The organism is Pseudomonas indica NBRC 103045 (genome assembly GCF_002091635.1).
GTDB classification, from domain to species: domain Bacteria; phylum Pseudomonadota; class Gammaproteobacteria; order Pseudomonadales; family Pseudomonadaceae; genus Pseudomonas_M; species Pseudomonas_M indica.
The window spans coordinates 88,413-106,634 of sequence record NZ_BDAC01000007.1 but is presented as its reverse complement, the minus strand read 5'-3'; the positions used below and the strand labels follow the sequence as shown (position 1 = coordinate 106,634).

The 18,222-nt window shown below is 57.3% G+C and carries 20 protein-coding genes and 2 pseudogenes; 7 read left to right on the top strand and 15 right to left on the bottom strand.

Features of this window, described 5'->3' with window-relative positions; genetic code table 11:
- Nucleotides 1-7: 7 nt before the first annotated feature.
- On the bottom strand, nucleotides 8-958 hold the full coding sequence (locus PIN01S_RS10635) for a MerR family transcriptional regulator (RefSeq protein WP_084335635.1): 951 nt from the start codon (nucleotides 956-958) through the stop codon (nucleotides 8-10).
- Nucleotides 959-1,260: 302 nt separating this feature from the next.
- On the opposite strand from PIN01S_RS10635, the gene PIN01S_RS10630 reads away from it, so the two are divergent.
- From PIN01S_RS10630 to PIN01S_RS10600, 7 genes are all read left to right on the top strand, one after another.
- A complete protein-coding gene (locus tag PIN01S_RS10630) occupies nucleotides 1,261-1,830 on the top strand; it encodes an antibiotic biosynthesis monooxygenase (protein ID WP_084335634.1) in 570 nt (189 codons plus the stop codon).
- A 298-nt stretch (nucleotides 1,831-2,128) separates the two neighbouring features.
- Nucleotides 2,129-2,839, top strand: a complete 711-nt coding sequence (gene folM / locus PIN01S_RS10625) for a dihydromonapterin reductase (RefSeq protein WP_084335633.1) — start codon at nucleotides 2,129-2,131, stop codon at nucleotides 2,837-2,839.
- Nucleotides 2,840-2,861: 22 nt separating this feature from the next.
- Nucleotides 2,862-3,422 (top strand): GTP cyclohydrolase I FolE, encoded by a 561-nt coding sequence (gene folE / locus PIN01S_RS10620; protein WP_084335632.1) that lies wholly within the window; start codon nucleotides 2,862-2,864, stop codon nucleotides 3,420-3,422.
- A gap of 2 nt (nucleotides 3,423-3,424) precedes the next feature.
- Entirely contained in the window at nucleotides 3,425-3,811 is a 387-nt protein-coding gene (gene folX / locus PIN01S_RS10615) for a dihydroneopterin triphosphate 2'-epimerase (RefSeq protein ID WP_084335631.1), read from the top strand.
- A gap of 307 nt (nucleotides 3,812-4,118) precedes the next feature.
- Nucleotides 4,119-4,412: a DUF1244 domain-containing protein gene (locus tag PIN01S_RS10610; protein ID WP_084335767.1), complete on the top strand. Its 294-nt coding sequence runs from the start codon at nucleotides 4,119-4,121 to the stop codon at nucleotides 4,410-4,412.
- On the top strand, nucleotides 4,409-4,747 hold the full coding sequence (locus tag PIN01S_RS10605) for a HopJ type III effector protein (RefSeq protein ID WP_084335630.1): 339 nt from the start codon (nucleotides 4,409-4,411) through the stop codon (nucleotides 4,745-4,747). The genes PIN01S_RS10610 and PIN01S_RS10605 overlap by 4 nt, the downstream gene beginning before the upstream one ends.
- A gap of 156 nt (nucleotides 4,748-4,903) precedes the next feature.
- Entirely contained in the window at nucleotides 4,904-5,488 is a 585-nt protein-coding gene (locus tag PIN01S_RS10600; RefSeq protein ID WP_084335629.1) for a putative glycolipid-binding domain-containing protein, read from the top strand.
- 51 nt (nucleotides 5,489-5,539) lie between these two features.
- On the opposite strand, the gene PIN01S_RS10595 is transcribed toward PIN01S_RS10600, so the two are convergent.
- From PIN01S_RS10595 to cdiI, 14 genes and pseudogenes are all read right to left on the bottom strand, one after another.
- Complete coding sequence (locus PIN01S_RS10595; protein WP_084335628.1) at nucleotides 5,540-5,791, bottom strand: hypothetical protein; 252 nt, start codon at nucleotides 5,789-5,791, stop codon at nucleotides 5,540-5,542.
- A 644-nt stretch (nucleotides 5,792-6,435) separates the two neighbouring features.
- A complete protein-coding gene (locus PIN01S_RS26330) occupies nucleotides 6,436-6,807 on the bottom strand; it encodes a hypothetical protein (protein WP_139198631.1) in 372 nt (123 codons plus the stop codon).
- Between the two features lie 120 nt (nucleotides 6,808-6,927).
- A pseudogene (locus tag PIN01S_RS27330) lies at nucleotides 6,928-7,044 on the bottom strand (hypothetical protein); the annotation flags it as partial.
- A 129-nt stretch (nucleotides 7,045-7,173) separates the two neighbouring features.
- Entirely contained in the window at nucleotides 7,174-7,500 is a 327-nt protein-coding gene (locus tag PIN01S_RS26325; RefSeq protein ID WP_139198630.1) for a hypothetical protein, read from the bottom strand.
- A gap of 941 nt (nucleotides 7,501-8,441) precedes the next feature.
- Nucleotides 8,442-11,782 (bottom strand): annotated as a pseudogene (locus tag PIN01S_RS10590) (hemagglutinin repeat-containing protein); the annotation flags it as partial.
- A gap of 108 nt (nucleotides 11,783-11,890) precedes the next feature.
- Nucleotides 11,891-12,364, bottom strand: coding sequence for a BRO-N domain-containing protein (locus tag PIN01S_RS10585; RefSeq protein WP_084335627.1), 474 nt, complete (start codon nucleotides 12,362-12,364; stop codon nucleotides 11,891-11,893).
- 658 nt (nucleotides 12,365-13,022) lie between these two features.
- The gene (locus PIN01S_RS26920; RefSeq protein ID WP_212633107.1) at nucleotides 13,023-13,394 is read right to left on the bottom strand and encodes a hypothetical protein; all 372 of its coding nucleotides are present in this window, start codon (nucleotides 13,392-13,394) and stop codon (nucleotides 13,023-13,025) included.
- 38 nt (nucleotides 13,395-13,432) lie between these two features.
- Nucleotides 13,433-13,612, bottom strand: a complete 180-nt coding sequence (locus PIN01S_RS27425; RefSeq protein ID WP_425287696.1) for a deaminase domain-containing protein — start codon at nucleotides 13,610-13,612, stop codon at nucleotides 13,433-13,435.
- Nucleotides 13,613-13,698: 86 nt separating this feature from the next.
- The gene (locus PIN01S_RS27705) at nucleotides 13,699-13,971 is read right to left on the bottom strand and encodes an immunity protein CdiI family protein (RefSeq protein WP_501193792.1); all 273 of its coding nucleotides are present in this window, start codon (nucleotides 13,969-13,971) and stop codon (nucleotides 13,699-13,701) included.
- A gap of 14 nt (nucleotides 13,972-13,985) precedes the next feature.
- Nucleotides 13,986-14,882: a hypothetical protein gene (locus PIN01S_RS26910; RefSeq protein ID WP_218024713.1), complete on the bottom strand. Its 897-nt coding sequence runs from the start codon at nucleotides 14,880-14,882 to the stop codon at nucleotides 13,986-13,988.
- Between the two features lie 217 nt (nucleotides 14,883-15,099).
- Complete coding sequence (locus tag PIN01S_RS26315; RefSeq protein ID WP_139198655.1) at nucleotides 15,100-15,474, bottom strand: hypothetical protein; 375 nt, start codon at nucleotides 15,472-15,474, stop codon at nucleotides 15,100-15,102.
- Nucleotides 15,475-15,497: 23 nt separating this feature from the next.
- A complete protein-coding gene (locus PIN01S_RS10565; protein WP_084335625.1) occupies nucleotides 15,498-16,454 on the bottom strand; it encodes a hypothetical protein in 957 nt (318 codons plus the stop codon).
- Nucleotides 16,455-16,492: 38 nt separating this feature from the next.
- Nucleotides 16,493-17,053: a hypothetical protein gene (locus tag PIN01S_RS10560; RefSeq protein ID WP_084335624.1), complete on the bottom strand. Its 561-nt coding sequence runs from the start codon at nucleotides 17,051-17,053 to the stop codon at nucleotides 16,493-16,495.
- Between the two features lie 161 nt (nucleotides 17,054-17,214).
- On the bottom strand, nucleotides 17,215-17,577 hold the full coding sequence (gene cdiI / locus PIN01S_RS10555; protein ID WP_084335623.1) for a ribonuclease toxin immunity protein CdiI: 363 nt from the start codon (nucleotides 17,575-17,577) through the stop codon (nucleotides 17,215-17,217).
- Nucleotides 17,578-18,222: the final 645 nt, after the last annotated feature.

The window sequence follows — 18,222 nt, the reverse complement described above, 5'->3', positions numbered from 1 at the left end:
AACGGCCTCAGGTATCCAGGTGGCCCGCCAGGAACTGCTGCAGACGCCGCCGCATCAGACGCCCTTCGCTCCCCAGGCAACCGACGGTGGAACCCACCAGGCTGTCCTGCGCCAGGTCCGCGGCATCACCCGCCAGCAATAACGGGCAATTCAACCCCAACGCCAGTTTGTCCAGTTGCCGCGGCAGGTCGGCGGCCGGCGGTTGGTTGGAAAACAGAACCAACGCCTGGGGCTGGGTCTTTTCGCAGATGAGGGTCAACTCCGCCAACGGCTGCCCGAGGCCGAGCAGCATAGGCGCCAGTTCAGGGCCACTGAGCAACAGACCGGCCACCAGCAACTCCAACTCCCGACAGTGGCCGGGGATCGCCGCCAGCAGCAGCCGTTCCGCTCCCGGCTCACGCGCCAGTTGCAGGCGCTGCAGCGCCCGGCCACGCAGGAAGCTGTCCAGGAACAACCACTCGCTGGCCTGCCCAAACGCTTCCTGGCTCACCAGCATTTCCTGCCAGAGCGGCATCAGGATGTCTTGGAACACCACCGGCAACGGATAGCTGGAAAACACCTGGCCATAGAGGCGATCCAGTTCGGCCTCGTCGAACTGCGCCACGGCCCGACGCACGCGCGCCTGCCACGCCTCCCACTCGCCCACCGCCGGCTCCTGCCCCACCGGCGCGCAAGCCGCCTTGGCCTGCTCGCTGCGGGCGAGAATCTTGCCGACCTTGCTCACCGCCACGCCGCGCTCGATCCAGCCAAGAATGCTGCGCACCGCCTCGACGTCCGCCTGGGAATACAGACGATGGCCACTGTCGGTACGAATCGGCTGGATCAAGCCATAGCGCCGCTCCCAGGCGCGCAGGGTGACCGGGTTGACCCCGGTGAGGCGCGAGACTTCACGAATGGGAAACAGCTCCTCCTGCTTGAGGTTGCTGGAAACCAGAGACGAAGCCGTAAATTCGGTCATGGCAGTAGAGCCTTGGAAAGGTGCCTGCATTGTAAGCCCAGCCGCCACCCGGCACACCCTTCGCCACCGGCCTCCGCCATGCGATCCACGCCGCAAAGATGCACACCGATGGTGCAGCGCCGAATACGCTTCACAGTTCGCAACGAAACCGATAGCGCCCCGTGCCCCGTCAACCCTGGGCTCTGGCTTATTCGGCCGATTCGGGAATAATCCTTGCCTCGATTTTCTCGCAGCCCACCACCCCGGCGCTGCGATCTGCGTGCGCCTACCCGGCGGCACGCCAACACCGATGGAGATACACAATGTCTGCCGAACCCGTCACCCTCATGGTGGCGCGCCGCGTGGCCCGTGACCGCTACCAGGATTTCAGCGCCTGGCTGCACGAAGGCGAGCAACTCGCCGCCGACTTCCCCGGTTACCTCGGCTCCGGCGTCCTGGCGCCACCACCGAACGACGACGAATTCCAGATCGTCTTCCGCTTCGCCGACGAACGCACCCTCGATGCCTGGGAGCATTCCGCTTCCCGCCGCGCATGGCTCGAACGCGGCGCCGGCCTGTTCGCCCAGCCCCACGAGCACCGTGCCGTCGGTCTCGATGCCTGGTTCGGCGCCGGCAATAAGCGCCCGCCCCGCTGGAAGCAGAGCGTTGCGATCTGGCTGGCCTTCTTCCCGGTTTCCCTGGCCTTCAACCTGCTGTTCGGCAGTACCCTCAGCGAATGGCCGCTGATCGTCCGGGTCCTGCTCAGCACCCTGGTGCTGACCCCGCTGATGACCTACCTGTTCATCCCCTTGTCGACCCGCCTGCTCGCCCCCTGGCTGCAGAACGACCGATCCCGCCGCCTCCTACGTGCCGGCCTGCCGGCGACCCGTTGAACGTCCTTGCCCGCCCTTTCTTGGGCGGGCATAGCACGCCCCGAACAAAACCTATACAAAACAAAATATCTGTATAGAAATTTATTGGCAAAACGCCGTTATGCGACCAAGAGGCCCCTGAAGCCCGCAAAATACAAGGGGTACCTGTACCCTCTCGACTTATACACACAGTCCGCATGGTTGTACAAAGCCATCAGCTGGTATAACGTCCCCATCGGTTCAGTCGGCGCGCGTCTGACTCGTCAGGTACCCGGACGCAGCGTCGCTGGACCGTTCCGAACAGCCGAAGCGAGTGCCCATGCGCGCATCCCCCTCCCCCATCCTGATCACCGGCGCCGGTCAGCGGGTTGGCCTGCATTGCGCCGAGCGCCTGCTCGATGACGGCGAATCGCTGATCGTGACCTACCGCAGCGAGCGCCCCGGCCTGGCCCGGCTGCGCGAACGGGGCGCCCTGACACTGCGCGCCGACTTCTCCAGCGAGGCCTCGATCCTCGCCTTCATCGCCGAACTGAAGCAGCACACCGACAGCCTGCGCGCCATCGTCCACAACGCCTCGGACTGGCTGAGCGAAACCCTCGGCCAGGAAGCCGAAGCCTTCCAGCGCATGTTCACCGTGCACATGCTGGCGCCCTACCTGATCAACCTGCACTGCGCCGAACTGCTGGAAAAATCGTCGCCCGCGGACATCGTCCACATCAGCGACGACGTCGCCCGCAAGGGCAGCGCCAGACACATCGCCTACTGCGCCAGCAAGGCCGGGCTGGACAACCTGACCCTGTCCTTCGCCGCCCGTTTCGCCCCAGCCATCAAGGTCAACGGCATCGCCCCAGCCCTGGTGCTGTTCAATGAACACGACGACGCAGATTACCGCGCCAAGACCCTGGCCAAATCCGCCCTGGGCATCGAACCCGGCGCCGAAGTGATCTACCAAAGCCTGCGCTACCTGCTGGACAACCCCTACGTCACCGGCACCACGCTGACCGTCAACGGCGGCCGCCACCTCAAATGAGGCGGGCCGCGAGGAGCCTTTCATGAGCGAGCAACTGTCTCACCATTACCGTGAGATTCTCCGCGGCCTCGGGGAAAACCCTGAGCGCGAGGGCCTGCTGGATACGCCCAAGCGGGCGGCCAAGGCCATGCAGTACCTTTGCCACGGCTACGGGCAGACACTGGAAGAGATCGTCAACGGCGCGCTCTTCGAATCCGACAACGACGAAATGGTGATCGTCCGCGAGATCGAGCTGTACTCCCTGTGCGAACACCACCTCCTGCCCTTCATCGGCAAGGCGCACGTGGCCTACATCCCCACCGGCAAGGTGCTCGGCCTGTCCAAGGTGGCGCGCATCGTCGACATGTACGCCCGCCGCCTGCAGATCCAGGAGAACCTCACCCGGCAGATCGCCGAGGCCGTGCAGAGCGTGACCCAGGCCGCGGGCGTGGCGGTGGTGATCGAGGCCAAGCACATGTGCATGATGATGCGTGGCGTGGAGAAGCAGAATTCGGTGATGAGCACTTCCGTGATGCTCGGCGCCTTCCGCGAATCCAGCAATACCCGCCACGAGTTCCTCAAACTGATCGGACGGAGCAACTAGACATGCCACGACTGGAACCGGGCATGGCGCGCATCCGGGTCAAGGACCTGCGCCTGCGCACCTACATCGGCATCAAGGAAGAAGAGATCAACAACAAGCAGGACGTGCTGATCAACCTGACCATCCTCTATCCCGCCATCGAAGCGGTGCGCGACAACGACATCGAGCACGCGCTGAACTACCGCACCATCACCAAGGCGATCATCCAGCATGTCGAAGGCAACCGCTTCGCCCTCCTCGAGCGCCTGACCCAGGAACTGCTCGACCTGGTCATGGAAAACCCGGCGGTGCGCTATGCCGAAGTGGAAGTCGACAAACCCCACGCCCTGCGCTTCGCCGAATCGGTTTCCATCACCCTGACCGCCCACCGCGACCCGGAAGACGAATAACATCGCCCACCCCGGTGAAAAGCTGACTATCGTGAAAAAAGTGCCCCTGTGGGCAATGCTGTTCACTTTATGTCGTGCACGTTCTGCTCCCCTCTCCCGTTTACGGGAGAGGGGCTTGGGGGAGAGGGAACTGATCGCGCCCGACGCCTGAGTGAACAGCATTCCCTGTAGAGGCGAACTCCTTCACCCAAGGCACTCCCGCCGTCTGCCCGGGACACGCTGGTGACGCCCGCGCGAGGCGGAGTATGATCCGCCCCGTCAGGCCGTCCCCACGGGACATCGACCACCGTCAGCCGAGAATTTGATGATGACTCCAGAAGAACGCCTCGAACTCGAAGCCGCCGCTTTTCGCCAACTGGTCCAGCATCTGCGCAGCCGTCCGGACGTGCAGAACATCGACCTGATGAACCTCGCCGGCTTCTGCCGCAACTGCCTCTCCAAGTGGTACAAGGCCGCCGCCGACGACATCGGCGTCGACGTCACCCCGGACCAGGCCCGGGAAGAGATCTACGGCATGCCCTACAGCGAGTGGAAAGCCAAATACCAGAAAGAAGCCAGCCCCGAGCAGCAGGCCGCCTTCGACAAGAGCAACAAGAAATGACCCTGAACGACTTCCGCGCCCACCTGCGCAGCGACCGGCACCAGTTCGCCGACACCCTGGCGTTCATCGCCGAGCACTACGACTACCAGCCCAGCGCCTTCTCCAACGGCCCGGTGGAAAGTGCCGCCGGCCAGAACGAAGGCTCCTGCAAGACCCTCGGCCTCGCCCTGCTGGAACACCTCACCCTGGACGAAGCCCTGCAAGCCTTCGGCGAACACTACCGCGCCGTCCTGGCCAACCCCGGCGGTAACGACCACGGCAACATCCGCGCACTGATGGAAACCGGCCTCGCCGGCGTGCGTTTCAGCCACCCCCCGCTCAGCCGCAAAGCCTGATCTTTGTTGGCAAAAACTTGCACAGTTGTCAGCAAAAGCTGACAGACATCACAAAAAGAACCGCTTATCCTCCACACCAGATGACGGAACACCAGGGAAGGTGTCCAGCAAGTGCCCTTCCCATGGACCACGCACCCGCAGTCTGGAGTCGCCTGGATGCAACAGATACTGGTATGGAAACCCTGGACCACGCCCGGCGTGGAAAACCTGCGCCTCAGCCTGGATAGCGAAGGCATCCACGGCAGCAGTCACCTGATGCAGAACCTCAACGGTCACAGCATCGCCGCCACCTATGTTCTCGAATGCGACCCGCGCTGGCGCTTCCGCCGCCTGTGGTTGAAGGCCGACCACCATGGCCCGCGCACCCTCAGCCTGCACCGCGACATCCGCGGCCACTGGTACCTGAACGACGAACCGCGCCCGGACCTCGACGGCTGCCAGCACGTCATGATCCCCGCCTCCCCGTTCACCCATACCCCAGTGCTACAGAACGCCGCCCTGGAAACCGGCGAAAGCCTCGGCCTGCGCGTTGCCCACATCGACCTTTTGACCCTCGAAGTCACGCCACGCCACCAGCGCTACCACTGCCTGCAACGCCGCCCCGGCCACCACCTCTACCGCTGCGAAGCCGAAGGCAAACCGCCCGTCGAACTCACCTTCGACGACCACGGCCTGCTCACCGCCTGCGCCCACTACGTCCAACTCAGTGCACGGACGTTGATGGCGGCTGTGCCGGCCTGAGCCCTCCGGGTCAGAGAGAGGGCAGGCAACCGCCTCCCTCCCCGCGAACGCTTACCTCCGCACCCGCTCGAACGCGGCGTCATACAAACCCGCCGCGTCGTTCAGCAACAGATGAAACGCCGCGAACACCTCGCCGTTATCCAACTGCGGCTCATTGCAGAACAACACCAACGCCAACTGCCGCGCCGCATTCAGGCGCTCCTGCCCGGCCTCGAACAGCTCGTGAGCCGCGAGGCTGGCATTGGCGTAAAGAACGGGACTGGCGGTAGTGCTGAGGGAAGGAAGAGGACGGAAGTCAGGCATGGCGGGCCTCCATAGCTGGAAGGCTTGGAGTGGCAACTGACGGTGGAACGGAATACACAATACAGCGCATGAGCGATGCTCCTTGGTTGATTGAGGAGCCGCCAGCAAACCTTCTCACGAGTTTGGAGGCGGACCGTGCAAGGGTGAGAAACCGGCAACCAAGGAAACCGGCCAGGCCGAAGCCTGCCTCGCACGGCCGCCACAGAAATGCGGTAGCCAAGCACAAAAAAGCGCCGGCTACTCAGCTATGGCGCTTATGCGCCTTGGTTGGATTCAGGTTCTCACACCCGGTCACGGGATTGACCGTGACGGGCTGGACTCTAGCGGCTTGGCGGAAGGGAGGCAAGCAGATGAAGGGATCGCTGTGACAGTGTTCTGGGCTTGGGTGGATGAGCAGGCCATCCAGCGCACCGCAGCTCAAGGCGCTAGGTTATCGGCACCAGCCTCTTGGGACTCAGCACGATCAAAAGGCCCTCTCAAAGGGCTGTTACACAGTTCAATTTACAGCCCCCTATGGCAAACCGCTGGCCATCCGCACCAATAACGAACACTCACTAGCAAAGAGCCTCACCAGAAGTATCAATATTCATACAGACTCGCAATCATAAATTAAAAACCAAAAAACAAGCCTTATCTTGAAAGAACTAAAAAAGCCTAAGCTTCTCTATCAAGACAGAGTCCAACTTTGAAATATCCTCTTCTGGAATTGGCGCATCCTTAGTACGTTTAGCAAGAGCCTCCCTTTCTCGAATGCCATCAATATCGCCCGAACTGGGAAAACCATGAGGCACGCCCCAATCAGATGCAAACTCCTCAACATTTCCCGGAAGCACTCTTAACTCATGAACCCTATGCGCCATTAAAAACTGCTGAACATCAAGAAAGCCCTCCCCAAGAGTCTCTCCTAACTGAGAAAAACCAAAACAAGACTCCGAACTATAATTAACTGGAACAGCCTTACCAAGCAAAACCCCAGTTTTACACTGCATGCAAACCAAAAAATAACTTATTGACATCACGGCCTCCAAGTCACTACACCTGTTTTCGTCACAATCTTTAACTCAACAACATTTCTCAACGTTCCATTAGCCTCAAGCTAGCTACTTCTGCACGCACAGCAGCCGCATCACTCCATACGCCACTTCCATCAGGTAGCGGAACATCGCCTCGTCCGAGGTCAGCCCGGCGAGGAAGCGCTGGCCGGTGCGCGCCACAATGGCTTCGCGGATCAAACGCTGTTCGTAGAAGCCATCCCAAGGAGAGCTTGAACATCCAAACTAGATTCAAAAGCAAATCTTGAAGGATCGCCTATCACCGTGAAATTTACCTTCCTTACCCAACAGCGCCCCCTATCCTCCCCACGCTAAACCAGAGCGGCACCACTAATAAGAATAACTGTCTGGAATCTCCGGCCAATTAATTGAATCACATTCAATTAAATAATTAACATCCTCATAAAGATCCGAAAAAAAATTTGACAAATCAAGAAGCCGCGCACGCAACCTGAGCAATGCAGCCAACTGATCTACTTGATCATCTTTATTTAAGGCTCCTATAAAATGTGCTAAGTCTCCGAACATTTGTTCAGTTCGAGCTTCGAGTTCCCCCCCCCAATCCTGATTATAATCAGCACTTCCATTAATCAAATCCAACCCATTCTTTTCAGACAACTTAAGCAAGGAATATTTAAGCAGATTAATATCTTTCATCTCAGCCTCCTTTGGCCGGCGGATCGAGTTTTGACGTCATTTATAGAACCATCCAAATTCAAAACAAACTTAAATCTACCCGCCTTATCGAATACCTCCAAGTGATCCTTATGCAAACCATCAAGATAAATTTGATCACCACGCTTTATATTATCCCCGATAGTCTTAGTTACTTGATAAACACTTTGGCCATCATACATCTTTGACGTTTTCAGGGTTGCACTCGCTAATTCACGACCAAAACCTGGACGAGATAAAAACTCTTTCATATTACCAACGGATTGGTTATACACAGCCCCCAGACTCACCTGATGGCCAGGAGTCGTATAGCTTGTCGCCCCCTGCGGCGTGTCCAGTTGATTGCCTGCGGTATTGGTCGCGCCGCTGGCTTGGCCACCTACACCATAGCCACCATCCGAGCCGCTGGTGGAGTTACCTTGTACGACTGGCGTCGTGTAGGGAGAGCCATCGAGCTGGTGGATGGGTGATCCAACAAGTACCCCGCCTACCAGCTTCCATAGCTCCAGGCTGATCTCCATGTTGGCGGCAGTGGCTTTCCCTGCGCTTTCCAGCGCAGCGCCCATTTTCTTCTGATAGTCCTCGTTGCTCCCTACCACGCCTGCGGTCAGGAGAGCAGCGCCGAAAACTACCAGAACGGCCGCATCATCTATACCAGCCATATTCTGGGTTAGCCCGTTAGGCCGAATCAGCATGCCGATAAGGTTCAGCGCCTTGATAGCCTGGGCCGAGTCCTGCTCGGCCAACTTGCCGATGGCGTCTGAAACTGCCCGTTCTTCAGGGGTAGCCAGACTCACGCCCGGCAATTTAAGGAATAGAGATTGGGCCGCTTGGCGTCGTGTGGCCGGATCATCCGACTCCAATTGTTTGGCGTAGTAGGCCACCTGCATACCAACAGCCACACCTTCCGCCAGTGCCGCCAGTTGCTTCGCGGTCTCCGGTGCTGCCATCACCGCTTCTACCGACGACTTGCTCACATACAGATCGGTGCGCTCTTCATCGTCCTTGGTGACCTCGTAGGCTTTGCTCAGGTCTCGGTTCAGGCCCGCTGTGGAATCCTTGCCCGTTTCCGCGTCGCTGCGGACGACGATTTCGCCTTCGCCTACCGTGGCGCGGACGATCTGCTCGCGCTCCTTGCGGTAGTCATAGCCGCTCAGGCTCCACCCATTGGCACCCTCCTCGCCTTTGCCTTCCTGGCTTTTGTCCTGGACGGCGACACTGGCGCCCGTAGCCGGCTGGTTATCCTTTTGGCCATTGCTGTTGGCACCTCCCCAGCCATAGCTACCGCCAGCGTTGATGTAGTAGCTGTGCTCCTTGTCCTCACCCTTGATATCGCGGAAGCCGAGGGTGTCGGTATCCAGCTTGAGGTTGCCGGTGCGTGAGGCGATAACCGCACCGTCGATCTGGGTGTGGTCTTCGGTGCGGATATCCAGCCGGTCGCGCGCAACGATGGAGGTCTGCTTTTCCACCCAGTCGGTCTTGCCGGTGGTCTTGCCTACCCCAACCGAACCGCTGACGCTACCCGAGCCGTAGCCGATGGTTACGGTCATGCTGGCGTCGAGTTCCTTACCGCTCACCTTGCCGGTGTTCGGAACCGAGGAAACCGTCAGGTCACGCCCAACCTTGCCGGTGACCTCTTCACCCTCCAGCCTCGCTCCTGCGACGGTCGTATCGCGGCCGCTCTCGAAGTTCAAGCCTCGTCCGGCATAGAGGTAGGCTTCCTGCTGCCGAGCCCCTACACGGTCGAGGTTGCCCTTGCCAAAGTCGACGCTGGCGTACAGGGCGATGAAATCGTTTCCACCGACCACGCCCCCCACTTCTCCACCACCACTGCGGCGACTGGAATCGCTCTGGGAGTCGTTTTGCGCCGCGCGAATGTTCAGATCATTCGCGGCCTTCAGATTGATGTCGCGGGCAGCTTGCGCCTGGGTGCCGATCAAACTCAGATCGTGGCTGGCCTGAAGATTGATATCGCGGCCGGCCAGAAGCTGTGTAGATTCGGCCGTTCCCAACGACTGCTCCGCGCTTGCGACACCATGACTGCCGCCGACGCCAGCACGCGCACTGTTGAAGGTGGTGCCGCTATTGATGCCGCTCTGGCTCTGGCTTTGCTCGCTCTCACTGGAGAAGGAGCCCCGCGCCACATCGAACCTGACGTCCCGACCGGTGACGTTGATGTCACGCCCTGCCGAGAACTGGCTGCCCTTGGCAACGAAGTCATTACCAGCAGCCGCGTTGATATCGTTACCGGCCTGCAGCGTGGACGGCCTGCTACCTATTGCCGTTTCTCTGCTGCTCTGGCTCTGACCTCCCGTCCCGACATGCGCGGCGAAGCTGGGACCACTGAGCACCTGTGTGACTGCATCGGCTGCCTGGAGCACGCTGGATACCTGGCTGATGGCGTTATCGCCTTTGCCCGCCCCGCTGAGCGCGTCCATCATGTTGCCGACGTTATGGCTGACCTTGGTCGTCGTCCCCGTACGCGTCTGGCTCTGTTCGCGGGCCGTCACCGATTGCTCGGGGGCGGCGTCGATCAGGATGTTGCGTCCGGCCTGCAGATTGATGTCGTAGCCGGCGCTCATGTCCGAGCCTTGCTGGACGATGTCCCGGCCTGCCTTCACGTCGAGGTCCAGCCCAGCGTTGATCTGGCTGGCGGCGGCGGTCTGCCGGGTGTCGAGTTTCTTGTCCTTGAGTTTTTCCTCGCCGATGAAGGTGGTGTAGCCGTTACGGTCGAAGTCCTGCTGCATGCCGAACGTCTTGGTGTTCTCCCAAGCCGTTGTCTGCTGGCTGTTGGAGCCGGCGACCACGTTGACGTCGCGGCCGGCATCGAGCAGGACGTTGCGCCCTGCGCTCACACCGCTGCCGACAATGTTGATGTCGCGCTCGGCCTGGAGCGTCGCATCGCGCTCCGCCGTCACCTGGCTGCCGACACTGGTCGAGCTGATCGCCTCCTGGCCGGCCTTCTTGGCCGAGGCCAGCGAGATGTCGCCACCCCAGGAGGGCGTGCCCACGGCGATACCCACGGAGTCGGAAAGGGACAGGCCGACCTTTTTCTTGTACTTCTCGGTCAGGCTGTAGGCGGTGTCGTTGGCCGACACGAGATTGATGTCGCCGGTCTCGTTGACCAGGCCGGCGTGCAGCTCCACATCGTTGCCGGCCGACGTCTCGCTGGCGCGCAGACGGATATCGTTGCCGGCAGCGATGACGACGTCGTTACCCGCCTCCAGCTCGCTGGCGACTTGGCTGGCCCGGGTCTTGAGCTGGCTCTTGCCGCTCTTGGAGAGGCCCAGGAAACCGGACTTGGTCTTCTTGCTGTAGGAGCCGTGTTCCTCGACGCCAGACAGGATCGCCATATCGCCCGTGGCACCGACCAGCAGGTCGTTGCCCGCTTCGATCACCGAGGCGACGTTGGTGCTGTCGTAACTTTCGCGCTGCTCGCTCTTGCTACGCCCGAACGAGCCTTTCTTCTTCTTGAAGTAGAAGGACGCGCTTTCATCCTTGGCGGACAGGACGTTGATGTCCTGCTCGGCATCCAGGGCAACGTCGTTCCCCCCTTTGATCTGACTGGCGATCAGCGTCAGGTCTTCTCCCGCCGCGACCGAGACATCCCGTCCGGCCTGGATGACGCTGGACTGCTGGCGCACGCTGTCGGTGCTTCGGGTGACTTTCTTGCTCTTGGAATAGAAGTGGTCCTCGTTGGCGGCTGCTGCCAGCATCACGTCGCCATCCGCCGACAAGGCGATGTCACCCCCCGCTGTCACACGGCTGGCGCTCACCGTCAGGTCGTTGCCGGCGCTGGCGCTCAGGTCGCGGCCCGCGTTGATGTCCGAGCCGTGCTGGGTCACTTGTTCGCGGCCGATGTTGTATCGGCTGGCGTCACGGCGGCTGAGGTCATGCTCCGCTGCGGAGACCAGCCTCAGGTCGCGTCCGGCGCTCATCGCCAGGTCGTTACCGGCACTCAGGGCGCTACCGATGTTCTGGATGTCACGCCCGGCACTGAGCGTCAGGTTGTTGGCCGCTTCGATGCGGGCCGCGCTGTCGGCGAAGGCTTCTCGGTCGGTGTAGCCAGCGCCCGCCGATGCATGGGTGGTGAGGCTGCGTTGGCTTCGCGGATCAAACGCTGTTCGTAGAAGCCATCGCCCAGGCGCTTCTGCGCCATGTCGGTGTCGTAACCCAGGTTGCCCAGCAGGTAGTCCGAACTCATGAACTGCTTGAGGTTGGTCAGCGCCGGGTTGGTTTCGATCAGGTATTTGTGCGCGCCGGCCGGGCGATTGGTTGGATAGGCCCGAAGCCCCTGGATCACTACCTCTCAAGTACCCCGCCGAAACCATACTGGCGGGGCTGAATTCACACTGCTCGATCAAGCCGCAGGCTATCGCGCGCTGGGACGCAAAGCATCGCTACGAATGACCTGGGGTATATCGTCAAGGGCAATCCACAGCCTGTCTTGCCAGTGAATGACCTGCACGCCGCTGGCCTTCCAATGCAAGGTGCCATAGCGAGGCGACCCTGCCTCGCTGCGGTCGCTGTTACGCAGTTCCGGAATGACACGGTGGGCAATCCAACGGCGCAATCCCTCGCTCTCCGGGTGTGTATCTCGCAACAAGGCGGCATATAGGCCAGACTCGTCAATCAACAAGGTCTCCTTGAGACCATGGGGGGTAAACATCCACTCGCTGCGTTGCTGGTCGGTTGCCAGATGATCGGCAATACGCTCGATATCGTTGGGACAACCAAGCAGCACGGCTAAATCCGCGATGGAAAACCAAGCTTGGTCATCTATCAGCAAAGCTCGCAAGGAATGGTTGTGGCGGGTAAACAGCGTTGGAGTGAGAGCTTCTTGCATGGGAGACAGGTTCCTTTGGAGGTTAAGGAATCGTCACCTGCCGTCGCCAAACGGAAAGGGTGACGAACCGCGCAGGGTTGGCGAACCGGCCAAAGGAACCGGCAGACCCCGAAGGATCTCCCCACGCGGTCCGCCATAACAAAGCGCTGCATCGCCCAAGGACGTGCAGAGCAATTGCGGCAAACCGCGCCTTTGGTCAGGTCGCCAAACCTGGCCTTCGTGATGAGCACGAAAGCAGCGCGAGGTTAGGAGGCTGAAGGAAAGAGGTCAAGCGAGAAAAGGAGCTATCGGCCGCTATGGCAAACTGCTTGCCATCCGTACCGATAACGAACACTCACCAGCCAGGGGCTGGCAACCTGGGAGGGATCGTTACAGGTTACTATTTGCACTTTTAGCGCTCGCCCTCGCAAAATTGGCGCCCTCTTCGCCTTTGCCTTCCTGGCTTTTGTCTTGGACGGCGGCACTGGCGCCCGTAGCCGGATTGATTACTTTTTGGGCATTGCTGTTGGCACCTCCCCAGCCATAGCTACCGCCAGAATTGATGTAGTAGCTGTACTCCTTAGTCCTCAAGCGGATACGCATCAGAGTGATGCAGGGGTGTTTGGTAATTACGGCGGAATGAAACAAATAACCCCGGTAGTGCCGGGGCTATTTTTATTCATAGAAAACCTAAAATACTTAGATCATGCCTGAATTCATCAAGCTCATCATTAGGAATTCCTTCAAGCATCTTTTCTAAATTATGCTCTGAAAGCAGGCTGTAGATTCTATCCTTATGATGCTCGGCTTGTGCCGGATACCAGCACGACAAAACAAAACTAACAACCTCAAGCATCAAATACTCCAAAGGAGAATCAAAACTACCTTCCCCTCCCGCATATCCATCATAAACATCAGATGCAATCTGCTCTAGAGTCCACCTTTCTTTGCCTTTGTTAGAAGGCAATGGCCCATGATCCCGGCAACCATCCCAATAATTCTCTAGAATCCAGCCCTTAATTTGAAAATAGGAGACTCGATCTTGATTCATATTAATTACCTTTAGGCGGCCGCATAACCACACCATTATTATCCAAACATTAACCTGAATATTTGGGTACTTAGCTTTAAATTGCTCAACGACCCCAGACAACTACTGCACGCAGCCCTCTCTGTAAATATCGTGACCGAGCCTTTCGCTGCAGTGTTGTTACCAAGCTTCCGGGCAAGATTATCCAAAATTTTAGGTTCGGAATCGCCGACTCTCAGTATTAGAACCCCAGATTTATTGGGAACGCTTTGCGTCTGAAATTCCGGGACTGTATTAATTGCTGCCCCAATTCCTTTTGCACCAACTAAAATTTTAGCGTAATTATATAATTCGGCCCCAGTTCATTCCTTAGACACTCAGCCAGCAGTTCTCCTTCATGTCTAAACTCGTGTTCCAGAGCCTCATCCTTAAATCCAGAATTGGATGGGCAGTCCATATCTAGTGTTTCATCGTAGATGGCGGCCCACTTCAAGAGGCGCAACTTAAGCTCATTAGAGATAGGAAGATCGCTAGGGCTTACATCACCATACTCACCAGGAGACATATTCCAAAGTGGATAGCACTGATAATCCGCCATCAACTTTATATATTTCATTTCATGCTACCCCTTGGATTTGCGCCAACGATAAATCCATTATTCCCAACAGTCACTGCAATGCGCTGTGGCTCTCCGTTAATGACTAATTCATAAATTGGACGCCCAAGTCCAGAGCCTTGGTAACCAACAAGCTTACCCTCAGTAACTGCCTTCATTACTACTCCAGGAATCTGCGCCTCAGATACTCCCATCTGGACAAACTGACTGCCATGTTCCTCGATAATGTGCTGCAATCCAGCCTTTGAGCTACCTGTTTCTAAGAACACAACCTGTCCACTCGGACTGCGACCCACTGCAATGACGTTCTCTGGAGTGAATTTCACACCGTTAGCAGCTAACTCATCGATCAGAGTGGTATTTAATGTTCCTTTTTCCCCACCTCCCGGCAGCCCCTTAACCTCCGCCACCGCCCTGGAGTATGAACTCGTCATCACGTTTCCGTCAGGCTGTACGATCTTCATCGCATCGCCGTTGACGGTCACCACGCTGCCTTTCGGTACCACTTGGCCGCTGGTCAGCACCACTTCTTCGGTCAGTTGGACGGTGGTGTCCTTCTGGATGATCCGACTGCCGGTAAAGTAGGACGAACCGTTGGCGACCAGGTTCGATAGTTCCTCTTGGACGATCCTCTCGCCTGCGGCACCGGCTTCCGCCGCGATGGTGCGGCGCGCCAGCATGGTTCTCACGGCTTGCACCGCACCGCCGCTGCCGCTCAGCAGAAGCGCCGCGTCGACGTCCCAGGTGACGTTGGCCACACCGCCACTGGCCACCTGCGATACGCGCTGGAAGGCGTCGTCGAAGTCGCTCTGGCTGGTGGAGCTATACAAAATTTCGTTCAGGTATCGAACGGCGTTTCGCTCACCGAACTGCTGCTTCCACAGCTCCGGCACCAGCTCTTCGGTACCCGCCCATGGAGAGCCTTGCGGTGTGAGGTAGGGCGCGCTGGGTTGAATAGGGTCGAATCGTTGTACTGGGCGTTCGTAGCCCGGAAGGCATAGACCGGAGCACCATTAATTACAATTGGTTTTCTATCTAGCCAGACCTGTGATCTCTAGATCCAATTTAATATTTTCCGGGCCCCATGCATGCCAACTACAAAAATATCGGTTATTCATCCATCCAATCTTTAAGTTTCCTAGGTTTATGTAAAAAAGCGCCAAGACGCCGCCCCCTTCCTTTCTCTATCATTTCATGACCAATATCTATAGTTTGAAACCCACCATTACCCGTGACATCAACTGACATCTCAGAAACAGAAAAGCCTGATACATCCCCAGAAACAAACCTCCCCTTTACTCTCGCCTTATAATAAAAATAATAATCCCCTCCTGCTAATATCGGAACCTGCTCTGCAATGGCATAGATCAAACCACAATTAATCAGGCAGAGCCTCTCCCCTCCATCGACTGTCAGATAAAGAAGCTCATCTTGATCACTAAGCAAGCCAAATCTTTCGACTACTCTGTCTTTTTCTTTCCCCAAAAAACACCTCCACATTGTCTCTACTACTCGCCTATAATAATAGCATTACCATTTCGCTGCATAACTGGAAGCAATATCTCTGCAAGAACCCCTCTAGGCCCCATGAATGGATCCCTAGTCATATAATAAGAAGCCCCACCCACAGACTTCACGCTATCGACTATCACGAAGTGCCCATTCAAATTAACAATTACACTTCTTCCCGCATCCAGAGCCTTATCCAACTGAGGAGCGGTCAATGTAACAGTTGGTTTATTTGCCACCCCATACTCAGCCAGAACCGTGCTCATTTCGTAGACATTAACACCTGTCTGCCTGATGCCATTAGTAAACTTTTCGACAACCTCTGACAGATCTACAAAACCCCCAGTAACATCCCTAATGACCATGGTATTACATGCAGAACCACAAACTGGATCATTTCCTTGGCGAACAACGCTTCCCTCTGGTTTATACTCAATTGTTGGGGGGGCCTTTTTCAAACCAACTATTTCGCCGGCCCCATCAACCAACTGCCCACTTCGAGCCAATCCTCCCCGAGTTCCTACCAGATTCAAAGCCAGCTCGGTCGCCCATTCCATCTCAACCTTGGCAGCGGCTTCCGGATTGCCTTGCAGGCGGTACAGGTAGGCCTGTGCTTCTGCTTCAGTCCTGGCCTGATTGAAGGCTTGTACCATTTGATCGGGTTGGGCAGCACTTTGTAGGGCACCGTTGACCAACTGCGAACTGGTTCCCGCGAAGTCCTGTATCAGACTTTTACCTAGCGCGAATATGTTCTCTTTGGCCTGCCCTACCGCAGCCCCGATTCCCTGCATCGCACCGGAGGTATCTGCCGCCGGGTTGAACGCCGACCCGTAATTCAGATACTTGGCGTAATACAGTTGATAGCTGAGGTTTTCCGGAGAAAGGCTGACTAGGCTCTGTACGAAAAGTGCCTGCGCTCGGTGATGCGTCGTTAAAAATCGGCTCGGAATGCTCATTTACAGCACGTAAACTCCGCTTCCTCACCGATTTTTGCCTAGCCTGACCTTCGCTCGGCGACTTTTCGTACAGACCCTAGGTATTCAGAATTGATCAGCGGATTGTTGAAAGCCGCCGCATGGGTCAGTTGGTAGTTCTGCAGTAACCGCAGGGTTTCCGCTGCCGTGTAAGTCTTGCTATCCGGCATACCAACCGACGGGACGTCGCCCTCGATGGCAACCACATCGTATCGACTGCCCAACGGCGCTAAAGCCAACCCCAAGTGGATGAGCGTGGCGGAATCGATCTCGGCCTTGCCCGCAATCACCGCCTGCCAATCCGCATCGGTATAGAACGCGAATGCTTCGGCCAAGCGGCGGGTAGCCTCCTCTTCGCTGATCCCTTTTTCCTTGGCAAGCTCTTTGGCTTGTTTCTCAAGGAGCTTCTGCTCGTCGGGGTGCAACTGCCGGTTGTACAACTCCACACCGGCCGCCGTACCGCCCGCCACCACCTTGCCGCCCGAGCCGGAGCCCACGCTCGTACCCACGCCCGTGGCGATCAGTGTGGCCAGGGCGTCAGCGATGACCGGCAGGAGGGCTGCCGCCGCACCCGCGCCCACGGCGCCGCTTTGGACGTTGCCTGTCTACGGACAGGGCGGCTTGACTCGGTCCCGAGCGGCGGATTGAAACGACAGAATCGGTCGGGTCGATAGAGGAAAATCCCCCGCCGCAGAGGCAGGGGAAGTCTGTTGGACGATTGGACGGGACACGCAGCCCGGGATTAGAAAGAGAGACTATCCAATAGCTCTTTTACTTTCGCAGCATCCTCAGGATGACGTTGAATATATTTCTCACAAGCCAACCGAATGTATTCAGAACAAACCGCCTCACTCACAACAACTGTATCTTCATTCTCAGGGGGATAACCATAAGCAAACTCAACCCCCTCAAAGTGTTCTTCATCAAACGGACTATTTTCATCAGGAAAGTTACAGTATGCCCCGTCCGTACTGAATCCCCACCTCTTCACAATATAGCCAGCCGCCTCAATGAAGTAGTCATCGTTATACATCCTGTCAAAATACCCTTTAACTATCCAATAAGGGTCTGACTCGCTGTATGGCTGACCGAACAATTCTTTCATAAGCGCCTCACCATTACTTCGGATGGAAGTTTTTCACCGTTCCTGTGGCCTTATCCAAATACACCCTATAGGGGCACCTCTAAAAACTACCTGCGTTGTCATCACTGCGTTAAAAACAAGCTCGAATGCGAGCCCAGTCAAAATGCTCATTTACAGCTCGTAAACTGCGCTTTTTCGCTTGTTTTTGCCTTGTGCTGACTGCCTCGCCTACGTTTTTAAAGGTGCCCTCAAAGGGCTGTTACACAGTTCAATTTACAGACCCACCAAAGCTCGCGGATAGTATCTCCGCGAGAATAACGACGCAGGAGAAGACGAAAATTATCTCTTGATAAATCAAACAAAAACTGCGACTCATAGGTCTCATTAGCAGCTGGCGCAACTAGGGTCTGTACGAAAAGTCGCCGAGCGAAGGTCAGGCTAGGCAAAAATCGGTGAGGAAGCGGAGTTTACGTGCTGTAAATGAGCATTCCGAGCCGATTTTTAACGACGCATCACCGAGCGCAGGCACTTTTCGTACAGAGCCTAAGGCATCCAACTTTTTATTTATTGCCTGCTCCAAAAATCCGACCCAATTATTCCACCATCGGTGCTCTAATCATAGTTTAGGCCCAACCATATCCACATTGGAATATTGCGTAGCACTCA